General features: G+C 61.0%; 17 protein-coding genes and 1 pseudogene. 6 read left to right on the top strand and 12 right to left on the bottom strand.

All coding sequences use genetic code 11. The annotated features are described in order from the left end of the window. The 5 genes from OHL14_RS20020 to rpsL all read right to left on the bottom strand — a co-directional run. A partial coding sequence (locus tag OHL14_RS20020; protein ID WP_263377530.1) for a GTP-binding protein occupies positions 1–120 on the bottom strand: 120 nt, incomplete at its 3' end. 49 nt (positions 121–169) lie between these two features. Further along, positions 170–823 carry a class I SAM-dependent methyltransferase gene (locus OHL14_RS20015; RefSeq protein ID WP_263381141.1) on the bottom strand — a complete coding sequence of 218 codons (654 nt, stop codon included), beginning with the start codon at positions 821–823 and terminating at the stop codon, positions 170–172. Between the two features lie 238 nt (positions 824–1,061). Beyond that, positions 1,062–3,155: an elongation factor G gene (fusA, locus tag OHL14_RS20010; RefSeq protein WP_263381140.1), complete on the bottom strand. Its 2,094-nt coding sequence runs from the start codon at positions 3,153–3,155 to the stop codon at positions 1,062–1,064. 111 nt (positions 3,156–3,266) lie between these two features. Further along, the gene (gene rpsG, locus OHL14_RS20005) at positions 3,267–3,740 is read right to left on the bottom strand and encodes a 30S ribosomal protein S7 (protein WP_263381139.1); all 474 of its coding nucleotides are present in this window, start codon (positions 3,738–3,740) and stop codon (positions 3,267–3,269) included. Between the two features lie 124 nt (positions 3,741–3,864). Beyond that, positions 3,865–4,248, bottom strand: coding sequence for a 30S ribosomal protein S12 (rpsL, locus tag OHL14_RS20000; protein ID WP_263381138.1), 384 nt, complete (start codon positions 4,246–4,248; stop codon positions 3,865–3,867). A gap of 772 nt (positions 4,249–5,020) precedes the next feature. Here rpsL and OHL14_RS19995 point away from each other — a divergent pair. From OHL14_RS19995 to OHL14_RS19970, 6 genes and pseudogenes are all read left to right on the top strand, one after another. After that, positions 5,021–5,860, top strand: a complete 840-nt coding sequence (locus OHL14_RS19995; protein WP_263381137.1) for a class I SAM-dependent methyltransferase — start codon at positions 5,021–5,023, stop codon at positions 5,858–5,860. A gap of 12 nt (positions 5,861–5,872) precedes the next feature. Then, positions 5,873–6,577, top strand: a complete 705-nt coding sequence (locus tag OHL14_RS19990; protein ID WP_263381136.1) for a GNAT family N-acetyltransferase — start codon at positions 5,873–5,875, stop codon at positions 6,575–6,577. A gap of 81 nt (positions 6,578–6,658) precedes the next feature. Then, positions 6,659–7,276, top strand: coding sequence for a hypothetical protein (locus tag OHL14_RS19985; protein ID WP_263381135.1), 618 nt, complete (start codon positions 6,659–6,661; stop codon positions 7,274–7,276). Between the two features lie 29 nt (positions 7,277–7,305). Continuing rightward, positions 7,306–9,348: a S9 family peptidase gene (locus tag OHL14_RS19980; RefSeq protein ID WP_263381134.1), complete on the top strand. Its 2,043-nt coding sequence runs from the start codon at positions 7,306–7,308 to the stop codon at positions 9,346–9,348. 50 nt (positions 9,349–9,398) lie between these two features. Continuing rightward, positions 9,399–9,908: pseudogene (locus OHL14_RS19975) on the top strand (four helix bundle protein). 89 nt (positions 9,909–9,997) lie between these two features. Beyond that, on the top strand, positions 9,998–12,625 hold the full coding sequence (locus OHL14_RS19970; protein ID WP_263381133.1) for a hypothetical protein: 2,628 nt from the start codon (positions 9,998–10,000) through the stop codon (positions 12,623–12,625). A 114-nt stretch (positions 12,626–12,739) separates the two neighbouring features. Here OHL14_RS19970 and nusB read toward each other — a convergent pair whose 3' ends face one another. From nusB to OHL14_RS19935, 7 genes are all read right to left on the bottom strand, one after another. After that, complete coding sequence (gene nusB / locus OHL14_RS19965) at positions 12,740–13,168, bottom strand: transcription antitermination factor NusB (RefSeq protein WP_263381132.1); 429 nt, start codon at positions 13,166–13,168, stop codon at positions 12,740–12,742. Next, entirely contained in the window at positions 13,168–14,019 is an 852-nt protein-coding gene (gene ribH, locus OHL14_RS20055; protein WP_317890441.1) for a 6,7-dimethyl-8-ribityllumazine synthase, read from the bottom strand. The genes nusB and ribH overlap by 1 nt, the downstream gene beginning before the upstream one ends. A 44-nt stretch (positions 14,020–14,063) precedes the next feature. Then, positions 14,064–15,572: a monocarboxylate uptake permease MctP gene (gene mctP / locus OHL14_RS19955; RefSeq protein ID WP_263381131.1), complete on the bottom strand. Its 1,509-nt coding sequence runs from the start codon at positions 15,570–15,572 to the stop codon at positions 14,064–14,066. Between the two features lie 63 nt (positions 15,573–15,635). Beyond that, positions 15,636–16,172, bottom strand: a complete 537-nt coding sequence (locus tag OHL14_RS19950) for a hypothetical protein (protein WP_263381164.1) — start codon at positions 16,170–16,172, stop codon at positions 15,636–15,638. A gap of 49 nt (positions 16,173–16,221) precedes the next feature. After that, entirely contained in the window at positions 16,222–17,034 is an 813-nt protein-coding gene (gene lepB / locus OHL14_RS19945) for a signal peptidase I (RefSeq protein WP_263381130.1), read from the bottom strand. Further along, positions 17,031–18,029: a ribonuclease III family protein gene (locus tag OHL14_RS19940; protein WP_263381129.1), complete on the bottom strand. Its 999-nt coding sequence runs from the start codon at positions 18,027–18,029 to the stop codon at positions 17,031–17,033. The genes lepB and OHL14_RS19940 overlap by 4 nt, the downstream gene beginning before the upstream one ends. A 75-nt stretch (positions 18,030–18,104) precedes the next feature. Next, a complete protein-coding gene (locus tag OHL14_RS19935; protein ID WP_263381128.1) occupies positions 18,105–19,967 on the bottom strand; it encodes a tetratricopeptide repeat protein in 1,863 nt (620 codons plus the stop codon). Between the last annotated feature and the right edge of the window lies 1 nt (position 19,968).

The raw sequence follows: 19,968 nt of genomic DNA, 5'->3' as shown, positions 1-19,968 counted from the left end.
GTTGTGCTTGGACAACACCTTCGTGATCGCCGCCGTCAACGTCGTCTTACCATGATCGATGTGCCCGATCGTTCCAACGTTTACGTGAGGCTTACTACGGTCAAATTTTTCCTTCGCCATGACTACTTCCTTCCTTGGGGTAGTTCAAATCTAATGTGTCGATCAAGGTCTAACGGACTGCGACGTAACTCTTGGTGATGCCGAACAGCCGCTCCTTGCGGATGCGACAGTCCGGAAATAGCTGCCGGAACTCCGCTAATGAAAGCAACCGGATACCATCCAGCATCTCCTTGACCTCTTGAGGAGTAGGTTTGATAACCCAGCCCCAGAAGGTGAAATGCCTGACCAGTCTCTGTTGCACGCTACGAGGGAGCCAGTGGATGAATGGAGCGATCAGGTGAGGTTCCACCGGAAAGCTGAACGCGGGCGTCTGCACCCATAAACGGTCTCCGACCCGGCGCAACTCACTCGCAAAGCGAGCCTGTTGCTCGAAGTCTCCCACGTGCTCGATCACCGAGTTCGAAAATACGGTGCTAAAGCTGCCATCTTCGTAGACTAGGCTTCGGGCGTCTCCTACCTCGAACAAAAATCGTTCCGGGGATGGATTTGGACCCTGTTCCGGATCTAAGTTAAGAAGCGTCACGCGAAAAGGCTCTGTGGTTCCCGATTCCGTCGTCCATGTGTCCACCTTACCGCCAACATCCAGAATATGGCTGGAAGCGGAAGGCTGCATCTCCTCGTAGAACTGTCTCATCCGCCTTTGGCGGAATTTGCCCAGTTCCATCAGGAAGCGAAGATAGGTGTGGATCTTAGCCCGTTCCATCACTTCCTGCTGTACGTGCTACTTGCGTCGTTCGTACCACGCGGTTAAGGGACCGCCTTGTCCCCCGAATGGCTGCGCAAAGTTGCTCGCAGTTTCTGTTCCTTGATCGCTACCGAACAGATGTTCTTGTCGTGCGCACGCTCGCGGTCGTCCTTGAGCTCCAGTGCGCGGCCTGGTTGCAAAACCTTATCGCGAAGGCGAGCCAGAGTTGAACCCTGACTCGCCGCTTGCGAAACCTTTACTTGGACTCTTTGCCCTGGACCTTGGCAATGATCTCGTCTGAGACCGAGCGAGGAGCTTCTTCGTACTGCTTGAACTGCATCGAGTAGTTCGCGCGTCCCTGCGTGGCTCCACGCATGTGGGTTGCGTAACCGAACATCGTCGACAGCGGCACCGTTGCGCGGATGGCCTGCGTATTGCCCACCATCTCCATGCCTTCGATGCGACCGCGTCGGCTATTCAGATCGCCGATGATCGTACCCATGTAATCTTCAGGCACCGTCACTTCAACCGACATCACAGGCTCAAGCAGAACCGGCTTCGCCTTGCGGGCCGCTTCCTTGAACGCCATCGAACCGGCGATCTTGAACGCCATTTCGTTCGAATCGACATCGTGGTAGCTGCCGTCATACAGCGAGACCTTTACATCGACCATCTCGTAACCAGCCAGAACGCCGCCCAGCATGGCTTCCTGAATACCCTGGTCGATCGGCTTGATGTACTCCTTGGGAATCGTGCCGCCCTTGGTGTCGTTCGAGAACTCGTAACCCTTTCCGGGCTCGTTCGGCGAGATGCGGATCTTCGCATGGCCATAGTTACCCGAACCACCGGTCTGGCGGATGTACTTGCCTTCCGCTTCGCCGTTGCCACGGATCGTCTCGCGGTAGTTCACCTGAGGCTTACCGACGTTCGCTTCAACCTTGTACTCACGCATCATGCGGTCGACGATGATCTCCAGGTGGAGCTCACCCATACCGGCGATGATGGTCTGGCCCGAATCGATATCCGTGCGGACGTTGAAGGTGGGATCTTCCTGCGCCAGCTTAGAGAGCGCAACACCCATCTTCTCCTGATCCGCCTTCGTCTTCGGCTCTACCGCAACCTCGATAACAGGCTTCGGGAAGTCGATCGACTCGAGCACAACCGGGTCCTTCGTCGAGCAGATGGTGTCGCCCGTAACGAGGTTCTTCAGGCCCACAGCTGCGCAGATATCGCCGGCCATGATCTCCGTGATCTCTTCGCGCTTGTTGGCGTGCATCTTCAGCAGACGGCCGATGCGCTCGGTCTTGCCCGTACGCGGATTCAGCGTCGTGTCGCCGGTCTTCAGAACACCCGAGTAGATACGGATGAAGATCAACTGGCCCACGAACGGGTCGGTCATGATCTTGAAGCCGAGAGCCGAGAGAGGCTCGCTGTCGTCAGCCTTGCGGATGATCTCCTCTTCCATGTTGTCGGGGTTGTGCCCGATCATGGGAGGAATATCCAGCGGGCTCGGCAGGTAGTCGACCACTGCGTCGAGCAGCGTCTGAACACCCTTGTTCTTGAACGAAGAGCCGCATAGCACCGGGAAGATGCTCATCGCGATGGTGGCCTTGCGGATGCCGGCCTTCAGTTCAGCCTCAGTCGGCTCAGAGCCTTCGAGGAAGTGGTTCATGATCGTGTCGTCCGCATCGGCGACGGCTTCGATGAGGTAGGCGCGAGCAGTTTTCGCCGTCTCGAGGAGAGCCGCAGGAATGTCTTCCGTGGAGTACTCTGCGCCCATCGTCTCGTCGTGCCACAGGATCGCCTTCATCTTGACCAGGTCGATAACGCCGAGGAACTTCGCCTCAGCACCGATCTGAATGTTGATCGGCACAGCGCGAGCGCCAAGACGGTCAACGATGGTCGAGGTTGCATACACCGCATCGGCACCAGCCTTGTCCATCTTGTTGATGAAGCAGACGCGGGGAACCTTGTACTTATCAGCCTGACGCCACACTGTCTCCGACTGCGGCTGCACACCAGCAACAGCGTCGAAGCAGGCTACAGCGCCGTCGAGCACGCGCAGCGAACGCTCCACCTCGGCCGTGAAGTCCACGTGGCCGGGGGTGTCGATGATGTTGATGCGGATGCCATTCCAGGTGCAGGTGGTCGCAGCAGAGGTGATCGTGATGCCACGCTCCTGCTCCTGCTCCATCCAGTCCATCGTAGCCGTGCCTTCGTGCACCTCACCGATACGGTGATTGACGCCCGTATAGAAGAGGATGCGCTCGGTCGTCGTCGTCTTACCGGCGTCGATGTGAGCCATGATTCCGATGTTCCGGCATTTTACGAGAGGTACTGTGCGTGCCACTTTTGATCCTTCTGCGAGGAAACCTCGCGGTAAAACAAAGTTCTCAGTTGTCCGTTCTCAGTTCCCGCTGCCAGCTCTCATCCCTGAGAACTGACAACGGAGAACCAACAACTACCAGCGGTAGTGAGCGAATGCCTTGTTGGCCTCTGCCATGCGATGAACGTCTTCCTTCTTCTTCATCGCGGCGCCACGGCCATTGGCAGCGTCGAGCAGCTCGGCGGTCAACTTCTCCACCATGCCCTTCTCGCCGCGGTTGCGGCCATAGCTTACGAGCCAGCGGATCGCCAGCGAAGTGCGGCGCTCGGGGTTGACTTCGATCGGCACCTGATAGTTCGCACCGCCGACGCGGCGGCTCTTCACTTCGAGCATGGGCTTGACGTTCTCGACAGCCTTCTTGAAGAGCTTCAGCGCATCGTCTCCGCCGCCCTTTGCCTCAAGCTGGGTCATGGCCTCATAGAAGATGCCCTGCGCGGTCGACTTCTTGCCGCCCCACATCATGCTGTTGACGAACTTGGTGACCAGGGTCGAACCGTAGATCGGGTCGGCCGGAACTTCACGCTTTGCTACAAAACCTTTACGCGGCATACTTTCTTCTCTCTTCTTCCCCCAGCGCGGTGACTTCTCACGTGCTGGGCTTGTTGAAACTGGTTCTCAGTGGTTAGTTGCCAGTCCTCAGTTAGAAACAACTGAGAACTGACAACTGTGAACTTTACTTGGCAGACGCCTTCGGACGCTTCGCGCCGTACTTCGAGCGGCTCTGCTTGCGGTTCGCCACGCCGACGGAGTCGAGCGTGCCGCGAACGACGTGATAACGAACACCCGGCAGATCCTTCACACGGCCGCCGCGGATGAGCACGATCGAGTGCTCCTGCAGGTTGTGGCCGATACCCGGGATGTAGGTCGTCACTTCGATTCCATTGGTCAGGCGTACACGAGCGACCTTACGAAGAGCCGAGTTCGGCTTCTTGGGGGTCTGGGTGTAGACGCGGGTGCAGACGCCACGACGCTGGGGCGAACCCTGCAATGCGGGCGATGCTGTCTTATAGCGGGTCGGCGTACGGCCCTGCTTTACAAGCTGGTGAAATGTAGGCACTTTACTTCTCTCCTCAGATTCCCCTGTATCCCAGGGAAACCCCGAATCTCTTTATTCGGGCTCGATGCAGGGCAGCTACCTTCACGCTGCTCCCATACGCACTAGGTACGCACGAAAGGCGGGGCCTGGTCTCTCCCTTCGAAGAAGGGTCGGACAAGCTCCGGCGAAGTTCTGAATCCTGCACGCGGCCGTACTGCTGACTGCATGGACTTGCAACTGCAAAACAACACTCGTGGCGAATAACAGTCGACGGTGGTCGAGGGTTGCAGGCTTTCACCCGCACTCAACTCCGTTTCGCCTGTCCCGGCCCGCATAAGCCCGTTCTCATGTGTTCCCGCTTGAGTCACGGCGGGGAGAAGGGTGGCGCAGGCACGATAGATAGGGCCGCATCTTAGCCACTCCAGAGCAAGCTGAGGAGTCTGCGGAACATCTCTTGTATCCAGTGTAGTGGCAGGGATTTTAGTGAAACTCCCCGGCGACTAAGCCTCGTTCGGACGGCAATGCTTCTTCCTGACAGCACGTTCCGGATACTCGCGGAACCTTCTCACTTTATCAAGTGCATGGTCAGACGTCAACAAAATCGCGCTTTTGCCCTTGTAGTCGTGCATTTGTGGAATGCCAAGCCTGCTCTCTGTCCCAACGTTTTACGGAACCACCCGTTACCGAGGCGCCCACCTCTCCGCCCTCGCAACGCCTCGGGTCACGAATACCCTTGACGCGCCGAGCGTACCGGAAGCACCCTTACCCCATTCCGCACCCACGAGGCCACCGTATGGACAACCCGACCACCCCGCAGCCTCCTTCGATCGACAAAATCAAAGACTCCATGCGAGCGACCTGGATGGCGGGAGACTTCGGCGTGGTCGCCAGGACGATCTCCGGCGCAGCCGACGAATTCATCGGTCGCCTCGACCTCCCGCCCAGCCCATGCCATCTGCTCGACGTCGCCTGTGGCACCGGGAACCTCGCCATTCCCGCAGCCAAGCGGGGAGCCGCCGTTACTGGCGTCGACATCGCCCCAAACCTCCTCGTCCAGGCCCGCGAACGCGCGGCAGCCGAAGGACTTACGATCACCTTCGACGAGGGCGACGCCGAGGCACTGCCCTATCCCAACGCCTCCTTTGACGTCGTCGTCACGATGTTTGGAGCCATGTTCGCCCCGCGCCCTGAGCTGGTCGCATCCGAACTGGCCCGCGTCCTAAAACCCGGCGGCCTGCTTGCTATGGCCAACTGGAATCCCGCTAGCTTTAGCGGCAAGATGTTCCGCCTCGGAGCGCAGCACACCCCGCCACCTCCCGGCATCGCGCCACCCGTTCTCTGGGGAGACGAAGCCACTGTCCGCGTCCGCCTCGCGCCCGACTTCTCCAACATCACCACCGAGCTCATCCCCATCGACTTCGACATGCCCTTTGACGCCGCCGGCTGCGTCGACTTCTTCCGCACCTACTTCGGGCCCACACAGATGGCCTTCAACCGCCTCGACGCTGCGAGCCAGTCTACCTTTGCAGCCGAGCTCGAGGCCCTGTGGTCAGGCGACAACGTCTCGCCTGCACCGGCAGCCCATACCTTGATACGCAACGAGTACCTGCAGGTAGTCGCCACCCGCACCTAGTACTCTCTACCCATGCAGGACCCCTTCTACGATCCCATCTGGAATGCGCTTCACACGGCGCACCAGCCCCTCGCGCTCGCCACCGGCGAGGCGTGCAAGTACGCGCAGAACGTGGCTCCGTTCGCTGCCGTCCAGACCAACACGCCAGCCGCTCTCGACGATCTCCGCTCGCTGATGAAGCCAGGAGAGTCCACCTGGCTCTTCCACGATCCGCCGCCCTCCGTCACAGGCCTGACCTACGAGACCTCCCTGCCCTGCCTGCAGATGCTCTTCCCCGCGGACACCGCACTTCCGGCTATAGACAGCACCGCAACCATCCTGCCGCTTGAGGCGACCCACGCCCCCGAGATGGTCGCGCTCACCGACGTCGCCTTCCCCGGCTTCTTCCGCCCGCGCACCCACGTCATGGGCAGCTACTTCGGCATCCGCGAGGGCAATGGCCAGCTTGTGGCCATGTGCGGCGAACGCATCATCGCAACGGCCGAAGATGGCACCGTCTGGCGCGAGATTAGCGGCCTCTGCACCCACCCCGACCATCGCGGCCACGGCTACGGCACCCTGCTGCTGCGCAGGCTGATTGAGTTCCAGCGCGGACTCGACGCGGTTTCCATCCTTCACGTCGCCTCAAGCAACACCAACGCGATCGCGCTCTACCATCACCTCGGCTTCAACACGCTGCGCGAGGTCACGATCCATAAGGTCGTTCGAACGGACTAACCTCCTGTCTGGATCACACGTCCAAACGGGAGTACCCTCTTCCTGTACGCCGCAGTCACGACCTTCACCGGAGGTTTCATCATGCGCCGCACCCTCTTCCTCGCTGCAATTCTGTTCTCCGCACCCTTTCTCCGTGCTCAAAGCACGGGCGGCAACGCCCCGACGACGAAGGAGGCCAAGCCCCAGCAGACCTGCGGTTTCGCGTATGGCAACGCCTGTGGCGTTCCGACAGCACAACAAATTGAACAGGTGAGAGCGCGTGTGGAAATGATGGGACGCAGCACCTGCCCGGTCGGCTTCTACGCAGGCCACAGCAACAGCCTCACGCAGCTTCGCGCGCAGGACGCCAAACCCGGCTTCATCTCACAGTCGCTCAACGTGAGAATGAACAACTCCACGCCACAGGACATCGTCTCTGCGCAGATCACGGTCCACGGTCTTTCTCCGCACTACCGTCTCACCCCGGCCACGGCCGATGTCGCCGTCAATGGAGACCTCACCAAGCATGTTCAGCTTGACCTGACCGTCGACGCAGGCAAGCATGGCGGCACCGACCTGCGCGTCTATGGCTTCACCTCCGTGCAGCGCATCGACCTCGACTCACTGACGTATGCTGACGGGACTACCTGGACAGCCTCCGCAGAACACCGCTGCTCGGTCGCTCCGAACGGCGTGATGCTTGTCGCTGCGGCCCAATAATCGCCCACCTGCTCTGATAGCCTTCGAGCATGAACTTCACCGCTCGCGCCAGCCTCGGCGCCCTCTGCTCGATCCTTTCCGTCGCGCTTGTCGCTCAGACAGCGAAGCCCGCTCAGCTCACCGCCGCAGCTGATACGGCGAACCCGAACGGCCAGCCCACCCGCCTTGCCCAGCCGAGCGGCGTAGCGATCTCGCCCGACGGCGCGCTCCTCACCTACATCGTCGGCGGTCGCCGTGGCGGAGCTCTCCATCTCGTCACCGTCGCCAACCCGACCGACGACAAGGTCCTTACGCCCACCGGCTCCGCAGGCTGCTCCAGCTCTAACCCCGTCTGGTCACCCGACTCGCAGACCCTCGCTCTCCTTTCCTCTTGCGTTGAAGGTGGCAAAGCCGATCAGGAGCAGATCCTCCTTTGGTCACGCGCCTCTGGAACCTTCAAAACCCTCACCCATCTCACCGGCAACCTGCAGCAGCTTGCCTGGTCGCCGGACGGCAAGTCCATCGCCTTCCTCTTCGTGGAAAACGCCACCCGCTCCGCTGGTGCTCTCGATGCAATGAAGCCGTGGGACGGCGTCATCGGCGAGGACGGCGTCGAAGTGCAGCGGGTCTATGGCGTGAACGTGGCCACCGGCGCAGGCTCCTGGCTCTCGCCGCTCACGCTTCATGTTTACGAGTTCGACTGGGCACCCGATTCCAAGGAGATCGCCTACATCGCTGCCAACCCTCCGGGGGAGAACACATGGTGGATCGCCCAGCTCTACGCAGCTCCCGTCCATCCCGGCACCGGTGTGGGTGAGCAGCCTCTCTCCGTCCTGAACCCCAACACCGTGCACGGCGAGCTCCACGGCCTGCAGATAGCCGTCCCGCGCTACTCTCCCGATGGCACCAAGATCGCCCTCATCGGCGGTCTGATGTCCGACCAAGGCTCCACCGGCGGCGACGTCTGGGTCGTTCCGTCCAAAGGCGGTGAGCCTACCGACATCACGCCCGGCATCGACGGCACCCCCTGCTTCGAAGCGTGGCTGAACAACGACACCATCGGCATGGTCGAAGACCGCCGCGGCCGCACGATCCTGCCCGATTACAGTGTCTCCAAGCGCGCCATGATCCCAAACAGCATCCTCGACCTCGGCGAAACCAGTCTCTCAGGCGGCGTGATCAAAGACGCCATCAGCTTCTCGCTCACCGCGCACCTGCTCGCCTACGTCAAATCCGGCTACGGCGTGGCACCCGAGGTCTGGGTCGGCCGCACCGGCTACGAAAAGCAGATCACTCACCTCAATGCCGCTTCGAAATCCGCCGGCCCGAAGCTTGAGTCCATCGAATGGGAGAACGAAGGCTTTCATGTGCAGGGCTGGCTCACTTACCCCGCTAACTACGACCCCGCAAAGAAGTACCCCATCATCGTCGAGGTCCATGGTGGTCCCTCAGCATCTGCGGGTCCGCGCGCCAGCACCGCCTGGGCCGAGCAGGGCTACTTTGTGCTCGCTCCCAACCCGCGCGGCAGCTTCGGACAGGGCGAGAAGTTCGTACAGGCCAACCGCAAGGACTTTGGCTATGGCGACCTCCGCGACATCCTGAAGGGGCTGGATACGGTCGAGGCAAAGTTCCCCATCGACAAGCATCGCGAAGGCCTCACTGGCTGGAGCTACGGTGGCTTTATGAGCATGTTTGCCGAGACGCAGACGACGCGCTTCGCCGCCATCATCGCGGGAGCGGGCATCAGCAACTGGCAGAGCTACTATGGCGAAAACTCCATCGACCAGTGGATGGTGCCGTTCTTCGGCGCCACCGTCTATGACGACCCCAAGGTCTACGCCAAGTCCTCGGCGATCGAGTTCATCAAGAACGCGAAGACCCCGATCCTCATCATCGTCGGCGACCGCGATGGGGAGTGCCCAGCGCCGCAGTCCTTCGAGATGTGGCACGCGCTCAAGGCCGTTGGCGTCAAGACGCAGCTCGTCGTCTACCCCAACGAAGGCCACGGGTTCCGCGACCCCAAGCACATCGCCGACCGTATGGAGCGCGAAGTGAAGTGGTTTGCGGAGTACATGCCGAAGGGCGGGGAGTAGGGAATAGGAAGTAGGAGATCGGGCCTTGTTGCTGCGGTTACGGAGGCGGAATGCAACAGATCGAATCCTTCAAAGACCTGATCGTCTGGCAGCGGTCCATTCAACTGACCGTCGCCCTCTACGAACTGACCTCGGCCTTCCCTGCCGATAAACGCTATGGACTCACCAGCCAGCTCAGGAGGGCTGGTGTCTCCGTAGCCAGTAACATCGCCGAAGGGTACGGCAGGGGTTAGACCGGCGAGTACAAACACTTTCTCGGAATGGCACGCGGCTCCAACGCCGAGGTCCAAACCCAGCTCGTCATCGCCGGGGAGCTAGGTTTCGGCCAACTCTTTCAGATCACTGACGCCAAAGATCTCTCCGATGAGGTGGCACGTATGCTTGTGTCTCTGATGCGAAAGCTCAACTGCCCCTGCAAATCCCTAGCCTTCCGGCCTATTTTCCATTCACCCCTGCTCGCTCCTCGCTTTTTCTACTCCCGACTCCCTATTCCCTACTCCCTTTTCTTGCTCCATCTCCGTCCAACCCCTAAACTAGTAACTCGGACTATCAGCGGTTGACGGAGAGACCGTTCAGCTTGAGTTCCGGTTGAACGGGGAGGTTTTTAGTGCGGTTGTTTTCCAGGAATGTGGTACGTCGTCTTAGAACAGTGGGTCTGGCTCTCGCCGCCCTCAGCGCGATCCCGGTAGGGCTCTCGGTCACGGGTTGCGGACACAAAGCCGCAGCGGTGGTCTACTGCAATGCCAGCGATACCGGCCCCGTCGCCGGGCAGGTAGCCAACATCTCCCTCTCGCCGACCCTTGCCACTACCGGCCTTTCGCTGAACTATCAGCAGATCGGCCAGGGGCTTTCGGCCTCCGCCACTGACTGTAAGGGCGCAGCCGTTAGCGTCAGCAGGTACACCTACGCCACCAGCAACATGGCCCTGGTCGACATCAATCCCAGCACTGGTGCCACCTGCGCCGGCATCTGGAACCGCAACACCGGTGGCGGCATCGCGGATTACACCGTCTGCAATCCCTATCTGGTTACGCCGACTCCCGCAGCCACCAGGGCTGTTGCCCTTACAGGGTCTCCCTTCACCTACACGGTGACCGGTCCCGGCGCGCTCTCCATCACCGGTGGAACCGTCAGTTCCATTGCGATCACCGACTCAGGCACCACGACGGTCGAGCAGACCATCACGACCCCGACGACCAATGCCACCTCTGGCATCTTCGCCGTCGAGACCGGCGACACCGTCGTCATCACCTACACCGCAGCCCCGACCGTGAACTTTGTTCCCTCGGGTGCTGTCGCCTACGTCACTGCCAGCGCAGACGGAGCGACCTCCAACGCTGTAGCGGTTTACATTCACCCGGTCGTTACGGGCATCGTTCTCGGTCCTGCCTCGACTACCTGCACCACTGACCCAGGCACCGATTGCTGCCCGAATAATACGGTTGGCACCACCGTCACAGCCTCACCGTACACTGGCTCCGCCTGCATCTCGCAAGGCAAGACCGGCCAGTTGATCGCGCGTATCTACCAGGGCAGTAGCACGGCAGCAGCCAACAACATTACCTGCCAGGTCGGCCACGTCAGCTTCTCGCCGCTCACCTCCAGCATCGTCTCAATCGATGAAAACGGAATCGTGACCGCGAACCTGCCGGGCAGCACACTCATCACCGCAAACGTCTCGAACTCCTCCAGCGCCACGCAAGCCGGGTTCTTCTCCACCTGCCCGGCGAAGAACATTACTCTGACGAATCCCAGCGGCACCGGCAACCCGGTCAGCGTCAACGTGAATACCCTGCAGCCGTTGACTGCTGTCGTCACCGACACGAACGGAGTGACCCTCAACGGTCTCACGCTCGAGTACAACTCCACCTCGCCGCAGACCATCCCGGCGACCACAGGCTCGGTCACTCCGGCTTACCCCGGCACGGCGAACATCACCGCGACCTGCCTGCCCAGCAGCTGCAATCCGGCGCCGTTCAGCCAGATCGGCCTCTACGGCAACGGCCAACCAATCACCTCCAACAGCATCACCGTCAAGGCTGTCGGTACGGCCAGCGACGTCATCTACATGGGCAGCACCTCGTCGCAGTATGTTCTGCCGCATGACTTCACCACCGGCCAGAACAGCTCGCTCGTCAAGCTGCCGTATCTGCCCAACTCCATGGTCATCACGCAGGACGGCTCCGAGATCTACCTCGGCAGCACCCAGGGTCTGATGTCTATCGCAACGGCAACCAACACGGTCGGTACGGTCAACGAGTCCGTCCCGGGCAAGGTGCTCTCCGTCTCGCCGGACGGCACGACAGTCGTCATCACCGATCCCACTCGCCAGACCGTCTCGCTCTACACCGCTAGCAGCAGCGCTGTCAGCAGCAGCTACGGCGGCACCGCTACCAGCGCCAAGTGGTCGCCTGACTCCTCCACGGTCTATGTGACCTTGGCAAGCGTCACCAACGGCACCAACACCATCCTGACCCACACCACTGCCAACAACTGGCAGGCGACCCCGATCACCGGCGGCGCGGATGCAAACTACGCCGATGTCGCCGTGATGGTGCCCTCGGTTGGCGCATTCTTCGCTGGAGCAACGGGTTCGCTCGTTACCGAGGCTCGCAGCTACTGCCCGGCTGGCACCATCTCTACGGCCACCACGCCCGTGACGGTGACCAACAACTTTGCTCCGCTCGCCGCAGTCGTCACCACCCCCACCGACAAGGTGGCCGCCACCACCGACGGCCTGCACATCCTCGGTGCGACGGTACAGAACGGAAAGCAGCTAGCAGACATTAATCTTTCCGCGGATGTTCCAACCGGCACCTCGGTCGCAACGGAGAACGCGATGTGCCCTGTTGCCGGTCAGCCAGCCGTGGCCTTCACTACGAACTTCACCACCAGCTCGCTGGCCAGCATCTCGGCCACCGCTATCAATGGTGTCTTCCCGTCGGCTAACTCGGCGGTCTCGTTCGTCACCTACACAGGCACCAGCGGTCTTCTGCCCGAGTACATTCCGGCAGCGACCGGAGCGGGCACGCTGAAGTTCCTCACGCTCGGCAACGGAGCCACGGCAGCCTCAGCGCCGGTCTCTGGAGCCTTCTCCACAGATGGCCTCTCGTTCTTCACCGGCACCTCAGGCGACGATCAGCTGCACATTTTTACCATCAGCGGCACCACAGCCACCGAGAGCAGCGTCATCACCCCGTCGCTGCCGCTCTACACCGGACAGACGGACACCGGCATCAACCTGCTGGCCCAGAAGCCGAAGAAGACACTGAACTAACTTCCACCAAGCCTCAAAGAGAAGGGCCACCTCGCGGTGGCCCTTCTCTTTGAGGTTCCAGATACTGGATTCGAGGTCACAGGCCCCAGAACCTAGAATCTTGCTTCTCACTTCTCACTTCTTATTCAACCGCTCCAGCATTAGCGACTGCCCGATCGCGTCCAGCACGCCGTTCAGAAACGACATGCTCTCCGGTGCGGCATAGCGCTTGGCGACCTCCAGTGTCTCATTGATGATGACCGCTGCGGGAGTCTTCGGGAACCCCAGCATCTCCGCAACCGCTGCGCGCAACAGGTTGCGGTCGACGACCGGCATACGCTCCATGCGCCAGTTCTTCGCATGCTTCGTAATCATCGCGTCCACTTCGTCCTCACGCGTTGTCGCCAGACGGTAGATGTCCTCGGCAAAGCCGCGGGTGTCATCGTCCACATCATCACGCGACTCCCAGAAAAGCTCGGCCACCTCTTCCGGCTTCTGCTTTCCGAGGTCGCCCTGGAACAACATCTGCATCGCTAACTCACGAGACTTACGACGAGTGCCCATTATTCGGTCCCCGCCAGCTTCTCCTGAATGCTTGCCATCTCGATAGCCGCAATCGCCGCCTCAAAACCCTTGTTGCCCGCCTTCAGCCCGGCACGGTCCAGCGCCTGCTCCAGCGTCTCGCACGTCAGCACGCCGAACGCATGAGGCACGCCCGTCTCCTGCTGGCTTTGCCCGATGCCGCGGGAAACCTCGTTGTAGATCGCCTCGTAATGCGCCGTCTCGCCGCGCAGCAGCACGCCGAGCGTAATGATGCCGGCATACTTCTTCGATTCAGCCAGCGTCCGCGCAGCCGATGGAATCTCCCACGCACCCGGTACGCGCACGATCGCCACATCATCCTTCGCGCAGCCTGAACGGTACAGCGCATCGAGCGAGCCCTGCAGCAGGCGGTCCGTGATCACCGCATTCCAGCGAGCCACCACAATCGCAAACTTCTTGCCCTTGGCCGAAAGATCGCCTTCGATCGCTACCGGCTTGCCGTGCAGCGGATTCTCCGACTCCCAGAAACCAAGCACCAGACCACCTTCAATCGAAAGCGTAAAGAGCCGCGAGTTCCAGTGCGTCGCCACAACATCGCCAAGATTGTTTGCCGGATACTTCCTCACCCAGGCGGCGACTGCGTCATGCACGGTATCGAGCTGCGTCACTTCGACCAGCAACTCTGGCACCGACGGCATCTGCCCCGTCACCAACTCCAGGTTTCCAAGAGGTGCCAGATACGCCGCACCCTTGCCCTTGTCGTCACTCCAACCCTTGCCGTTCTCAAAGCCCAGCGCACTGAACAGCTCGCCGAGCTGCCCCCATGCTTCATCCGAGGCGACCCGCGCCACCGTAGTTAGTCCCTTAATCATCCTTCCATTGTATCGCCGAGAATCCGGCACCACCTACAGAAGGCCTAGGCGTAGTCCTCCGCCACGGTCGCATCCTCGACATCTGCCGGACCCGCCACCCTCAGCAACATGGTCCCCACCAGGCTGAACAACAGGTTCATCAACAGTGCCGGAATCGCCGCATACATCGGGTACACATGGCCAGCGAAGTGTACCGGGAACACCGAGCTCTTCAGCCCCAGCGACACGGCCATGCCCGTTCCGTACGCCATCCCGACAGCCCAGCCGCACAGCAGCGCCCACGGATTGAACCAGCGCGTAAACGCCCCGATCACCACCGAGGGAAACAGCTGTGTCATCCACACGCCGCCCAGCAGTTGCATCTCGATGGCATATGTCGTCGGTAGCTTAAGCACGAACCACAGTGCGCCAAACTTCACCGCCAGACTCACCAGCTTCGCAATCGTGGACTCCTGTTTGTTCGTCAGCGCCACCTTTCGAAAGCCGCCCAGCAGATTGCGCGTGAACAGATTCGCCGCCGCAATCGACATGATCGCCGCAGGCACCAGCGCTCCCACCGCTACCGCCGCCAGGCAAAAGCCAGCAAAGCTCTCCGGGAACATCTTCAGGAACAGCAGCGGCACCGCTGCATTCGGCTGATCCGTCTTGATGCCCGCCGCCAGCGCGATATACCCCAGCAGCGCGATCAGCCCCAGCAGGAAGCTATATGCAGGCAGCAGCGCCGCATTGCGCCGCACCACGTTCTCGTCCTTCGCGCTGAGCACTGCCGTCGCCGTATGCGGATACAGCATCAGCGCAATCGCACTTCCGATCGCCAGCGTCGAGTACGCCAACCCATGCCCCGGCCTCAATAGCAGCGAACCGGCCGGCTTATGCGTAGCCAGCTGAGCACTCGCCACCGCAAAAATGTGGGCATACCCGCCCAACTTGATGGGCATATAGATCAACGCCGCAAACACCATCAGGTACAGCATTACGTCTTTCACCACGGCGATGACAGCAGGCGCGCGCAGCCCGCTTGAATACGTGTAGGTCGCCAGAATAACGAACGCCACGATCAGCGGTATCTCGCCCGTCAGCCCCATCGCGGCGAACACAACACGCATACCCACCAACTGCAGCGCTATGTACGGCATCAGCGCGAGGATTCCTGTCAGCGCAATCGCCAGCGCCAGCCACTTGTTGCCATAACGCCCGCGCACGAAGTCGGCCAGCGTTACATACCCGTGTCGCTGACACACGCGCCACAGCCGCGGTAGCACCACCATCATGTACGGATACGCGATCACCGCATACGGCAACGCGAAGAACCCCATCGCGCCCACGCCATACATAGCCGCCGGAACCGCGATCACGGTATACGCGGTATACAGATCGCCGCCCATCAGGAACCACGTAATCCAGGTTCCGAAGCTGCGCCCGCCCAGCCCCCACTCCTCCAGCGAATGCAGCCCCGCCACCGGCCGACGCCACCGCGCCGCCCAGAAGCCAGCTAAAGTTACAAAAAGAAAAAACACGCCAAAGACGATGAGGGCAGTCCAGTGCACTGTCATGATTCCAGTCAGTGTACAAGCACCCGCCGCGACACACCTACCGCCTGCGCCTTACTCCCTGCCTTACTGCAGCTTGCCCTCATTTGGGTCATAGACTGCCACGCCCAGCTCCGTCAGCCGAGCCAGCGTCGCCTCCATGTTCTTCCGCACCATCGGCTCTGCGTTGGCCGGGACGTGGTGGGCCTCTTCGATCGCCACCACGCGCCCATACGGCCACGCATCAACCGGCACAGAGCTCACTGCCTCACCCAGCTTGTCCAGCGTGATGTTCAGTTCGACCTTGCGCGCACCTTCAGGCCGAAGCATCCCGCCTACTCCCAGCGTCGAAGGATTCGCATCGCCGCGCACCACGTGCAGCTCCAGCATGTTCGCCTGTACGGTCAGCGCCGGGTTCTGCCAGCTATCGAAGCTGCGGATCGACATGTACTTGCTCTTCACCGGAGGCGGCACCTGCTCCAGCTGAGCGCGATCATCCTGCAACTGTGCCCGCTGCTCCGCCTTCTCGGCCTCGGTCAGCGGAGCATTCGTCCGCGCATGGCAACCACCCACCAACAAAACCGCCAGCAGCGACGGCATCATCACAACCCTGTAAGCACGCATAATCACGCTAACCAGCATATCAAGGCCGTTTTGCTCCCTGCTCCCTTGCTTATTCCGGCACATGGACAGCGCGCCACTCCGCCCTCAGATGCCCCCAGACGCCTGCGGCATCACGCGCGCGCGCCGAAAAATAGACCAGCAACGGCCTCCCCATCACCGCGTCCTGCGGCACAAAGCCCCAGTACCGGCTGTCCTCACTGTCGTTGCGGTTGTCGCCCAGCACAAAGTAGTGTCCCACGGGCACCACCAGATCTTCTCCGGCCGGAATTCTCCGCAGATCAAGCCACCACTTTGTCTGCACATTGTCGTCCGGGTAGTCGCTCAGTGAGGGGAACTCGTCGCGGTAACTGTTCTTCGCCGCTGGCTTATAGATCGCATACGGCTCGAAAAGCAGCCCGCCATCCACGTACACGCGACCTTGGTGCAGGTGGATGTGGTCTCCCGGCATACCGATTACACGTTTTACCAACGTCTCATCCCCATTCACCGGATAGTGAAACACCACCATGTCATGCCGCTGAATTGTTTCCGACGGCAGCAACCAGCGGTCGAGGACCCCCGCAGGCACAAACGCCTGCTTGTCCACGAGCACAAAGTCGCCCACCTTCAGCGTCGGCAGCATGGACTCGCTCGGAATCCGCGAGGGCTGCACTACAAACGTCGCCAGAAACAGCACCACCACGATCGTCTCCAGCAGGTTCCGCACAACTGTAAACACGCCATCATGCGAGTACAGCGGATCGACCTTTGCCCGGCCCACCACCGGAGCCGCTACCACCGGCAAATCCGCTTCAGCCACGGTCACTGTCGTGACCTCGTAAGCCTCAGCCTCGTACACCTCGGACTCTAGCGGCTCGCTCAAGCAGGGATCCACCCCGCGAGCGCCAGTTCCGCCGCCCGTTGTTGGGCCTCTTTCTTGCTTCCACCCTCGGCCTGCCCCAGAACCTTTACCTCGCCCAGCTGCTCCAGCTGAGCCTCGACCGTAAACCGCTTCAGATGCGGTGGCCCGACCTCGGCTATATCGACGTAGCGCAGCCGGCCCACACCCGCGGCCTGCACCTTCTCCTGCAGCAGCGTCTTGTGGTCTCGCAGTGCGCGTCCAGCCTCCGCAGCGACAGCCGCCTTCATCGCAGCGAGTTCGGGCTGCACCAGGTAACGCTCCGCCAGCACCCTGATCGGTTGCAAGCCGTCCGCGAGGCCATCCGTACCACTTGAGCGGGCATCGAGATATACCGCTGCCACCACGGCCTCCGCGCAATTTGCCAGCAACGCAGGCTTGCTGCGGCCGCCGTTCTGCTCGGCGCTTTTGCCTAGCCGCAGACCTTTATCCAGCCCCAGTGCCAATCCCATCTCGGCCATGCGCTTTCGGCTGACAAGGTTCGACCGCAGCCGCGTCAGATCGCCCTCGCTGCACTGCGGGAACTCCCGGAACAGCGCCTCAGTCACCACCATACCGATCACGGCATCGCCCAGAAACTCCATCTGCTCATTGTCGGTGCCCGGAGCGTTCCGCTGGTCGCGCTGCTCAGGATGTGCCGGCAGGATCACCGCCGGAACCCCGTGCTTTGCCTCATACGTATGCGAGCGGTGCGTCATCGCCAGTTCCAGCAGCTCCGGCCGCGCAAACCTGTGCTCCAGCCTCTTTTCAAGACCACGCAGGTCCGCACTCATCTTTGACGGAGCTGTCTTCGACCGAACAGCTTCCGCCGCGAGTGGTGCCGCGATCTCGCCGGCGTCTCGCTGCCGAGGCGCACGCTCTTTGGCAGCGGCCTTCGCCATCACCTTCGCGCCCGCAGCCTTCGCAGCTTTCTTCCCGACGGCCTTCGCCGGACTTGCCTTTGCTCTCCCCGCACTCATGGCTCTACTCTACGGCAGCGCCACTGCCTCTGGCATCCGCACGTACCCAAACAGACTCACGCCCTCTAATACGAATTAGTGAGGCGAGGTCGGCTTGTAGGCTTCCTTTTCCGCCTTACCCGTCGGATCAAAGTCCTTATCGTCATCCGGATCGGCCTTCGGCTTCGCGCGCTGCGGCAGCTGATAGGGCTTCGCAACACCCGCCTCCGCAGCCAACCGCGTGTCCGAGCGGGCATCACGGACCGCCAGCGCAGCCTTGTATTCGGCAACAGCCTTATCGCGCTCCGGATCGCTCTCGATGTCATACAAGCGGCCCAGGTAGATGTGGCTCCAAGCCAGCGTACGTGGGTCCTGGCTCAGCGTGAGAGCCTTTGCAAAGCCCTGCTGCGCCTTCTCCGGGTCGCCCTGCATCAGATCGATCCGCGCCAGCACGTACGTCGCACGTCCATGATCCCCCTTCGGATCAGCCAACGCCTTCTCTGCAATATCGCTCGCATCGATTACGTTGCCCTTCAAGAGGTCCGCCTCGGCTATATCCATCGCCTCCAGCTTCTTCGGCGGTGCCACAGGCCGCAGTGGGTCCGCCGGGACGCTCTTCACGAATACCGTCTCCAGCGCATGTTTTCGCTCACGGTCCACATCCATGCCGTAGATCATCGGGGCGATCTCGTCGCGCAGACCGTCACCGTTGTGCTCCATTACACCCAGCGTCTGATAGAAGTAGCCCGTCATCGTCCAACCCTGCTGCTCATCGGTAACCACCTGCCGCTGCTGCGCTAGCGCGGTCTCGCGGTTGTAAATCGAGATCTCTGCGTTATAGCGGTCAATCTCCTCGCGGGCCTTCGCTGCACTGGGCTTCTTCGGCTTCGGTGAGGCAATCGTATACAGGTGAGCCTCGATCGCTTTAATCAAACATTCGGTCATCAGCGCCACAACGTCGCTCTTGTAGAAGAACTCCAACGGAGCATCCTGTACCCCGCGCAGCATCGGCTGAATGCGCTCCATCGCCGTGCCGCGGCTGTACACCATCGGCTCCACAATGTAGTGCAGATAAATGTGGCGAATCAGGTCCATGCGCACCGGATCACTCGCTGCCGCGTCGTCCGTCTGCGGCTTGTTGTCGGGCGAGGTCACGATGATGTAATCGTTGCCGTAGACGCGTGCATTCGTCAGGTTCGGCGAGAACAACGGCTCCAGCAGTACCAGGAACCGGCGACCGTCGTAGCTCGATACCGGCTGATGCAGATAGATGTTCGTTGCCAGAATCATCTGCGTCATCGGATCGTGCACACGCGCCACCAGTCCCTCGTACTCGGCGCGATGCTTGAGCCAGATGTAATGCAAGTTTGCCTGCTCGGCGAATTCGCGCAGCAACGGGAGAATATTCACCACGGCAGCAGCCTGCGGCGGCAGCTGCGTCTCATCGACGTTCGGCTCCATCTCCGGAGGAGGCGAAAGGTACAGCGCCAGCGAAACGTACTGCCCGATCTCAAGGCCGATGTCGTTCAAATGATGCTTTGACACGTAATCGCAGAGCGCATCGCGGCTCTTGCGAGCATCCTCTGACGCTGCCATCGCAGCGTTCATGTCCGCCCGCACCTCAGCACGCACCGCAGGCGATTTGTCGAGATCCGCATCGTAGCCGCATGCGTTGAGACCCGCAGCCAACTGAAACAGCGGCTCACTTACCTCGAGTGTGACGGCAGAGCCGCCCTTTTCAATCTGCGCCGCACGCGGTCGCGCTACGGCTCCCGTCTCGTCGCGCACCTGGCTGCCAGGACTCGACGAAGAGCTGCCGCTCTGCAGCGAACCTGAAGAAGAAGAAGACGAGGAGGAAGATGAATCTTGTGCCAACGCGATGCCATGAGCCAATGGCAAGAGCAGCAAAAGCGGAAGGGCGAAAGTGGAACGGAGGGTCACGATGGGGTTTCGACGCACC

The organism is Granulicella paludicola (assembly GCF_025685545.1).
Taxonomy (GTDB): domain Bacteria; phylum Acidobacteriota; class Terriglobia; order Terriglobales; family Acidobacteriaceae; genus Granulicella; species Granulicella paludicola.
The sequence above is the reverse complement of the archived record's forward strand: the minus strand, read 5'-3'. Positions and strand labels throughout refer to the sequence as shown.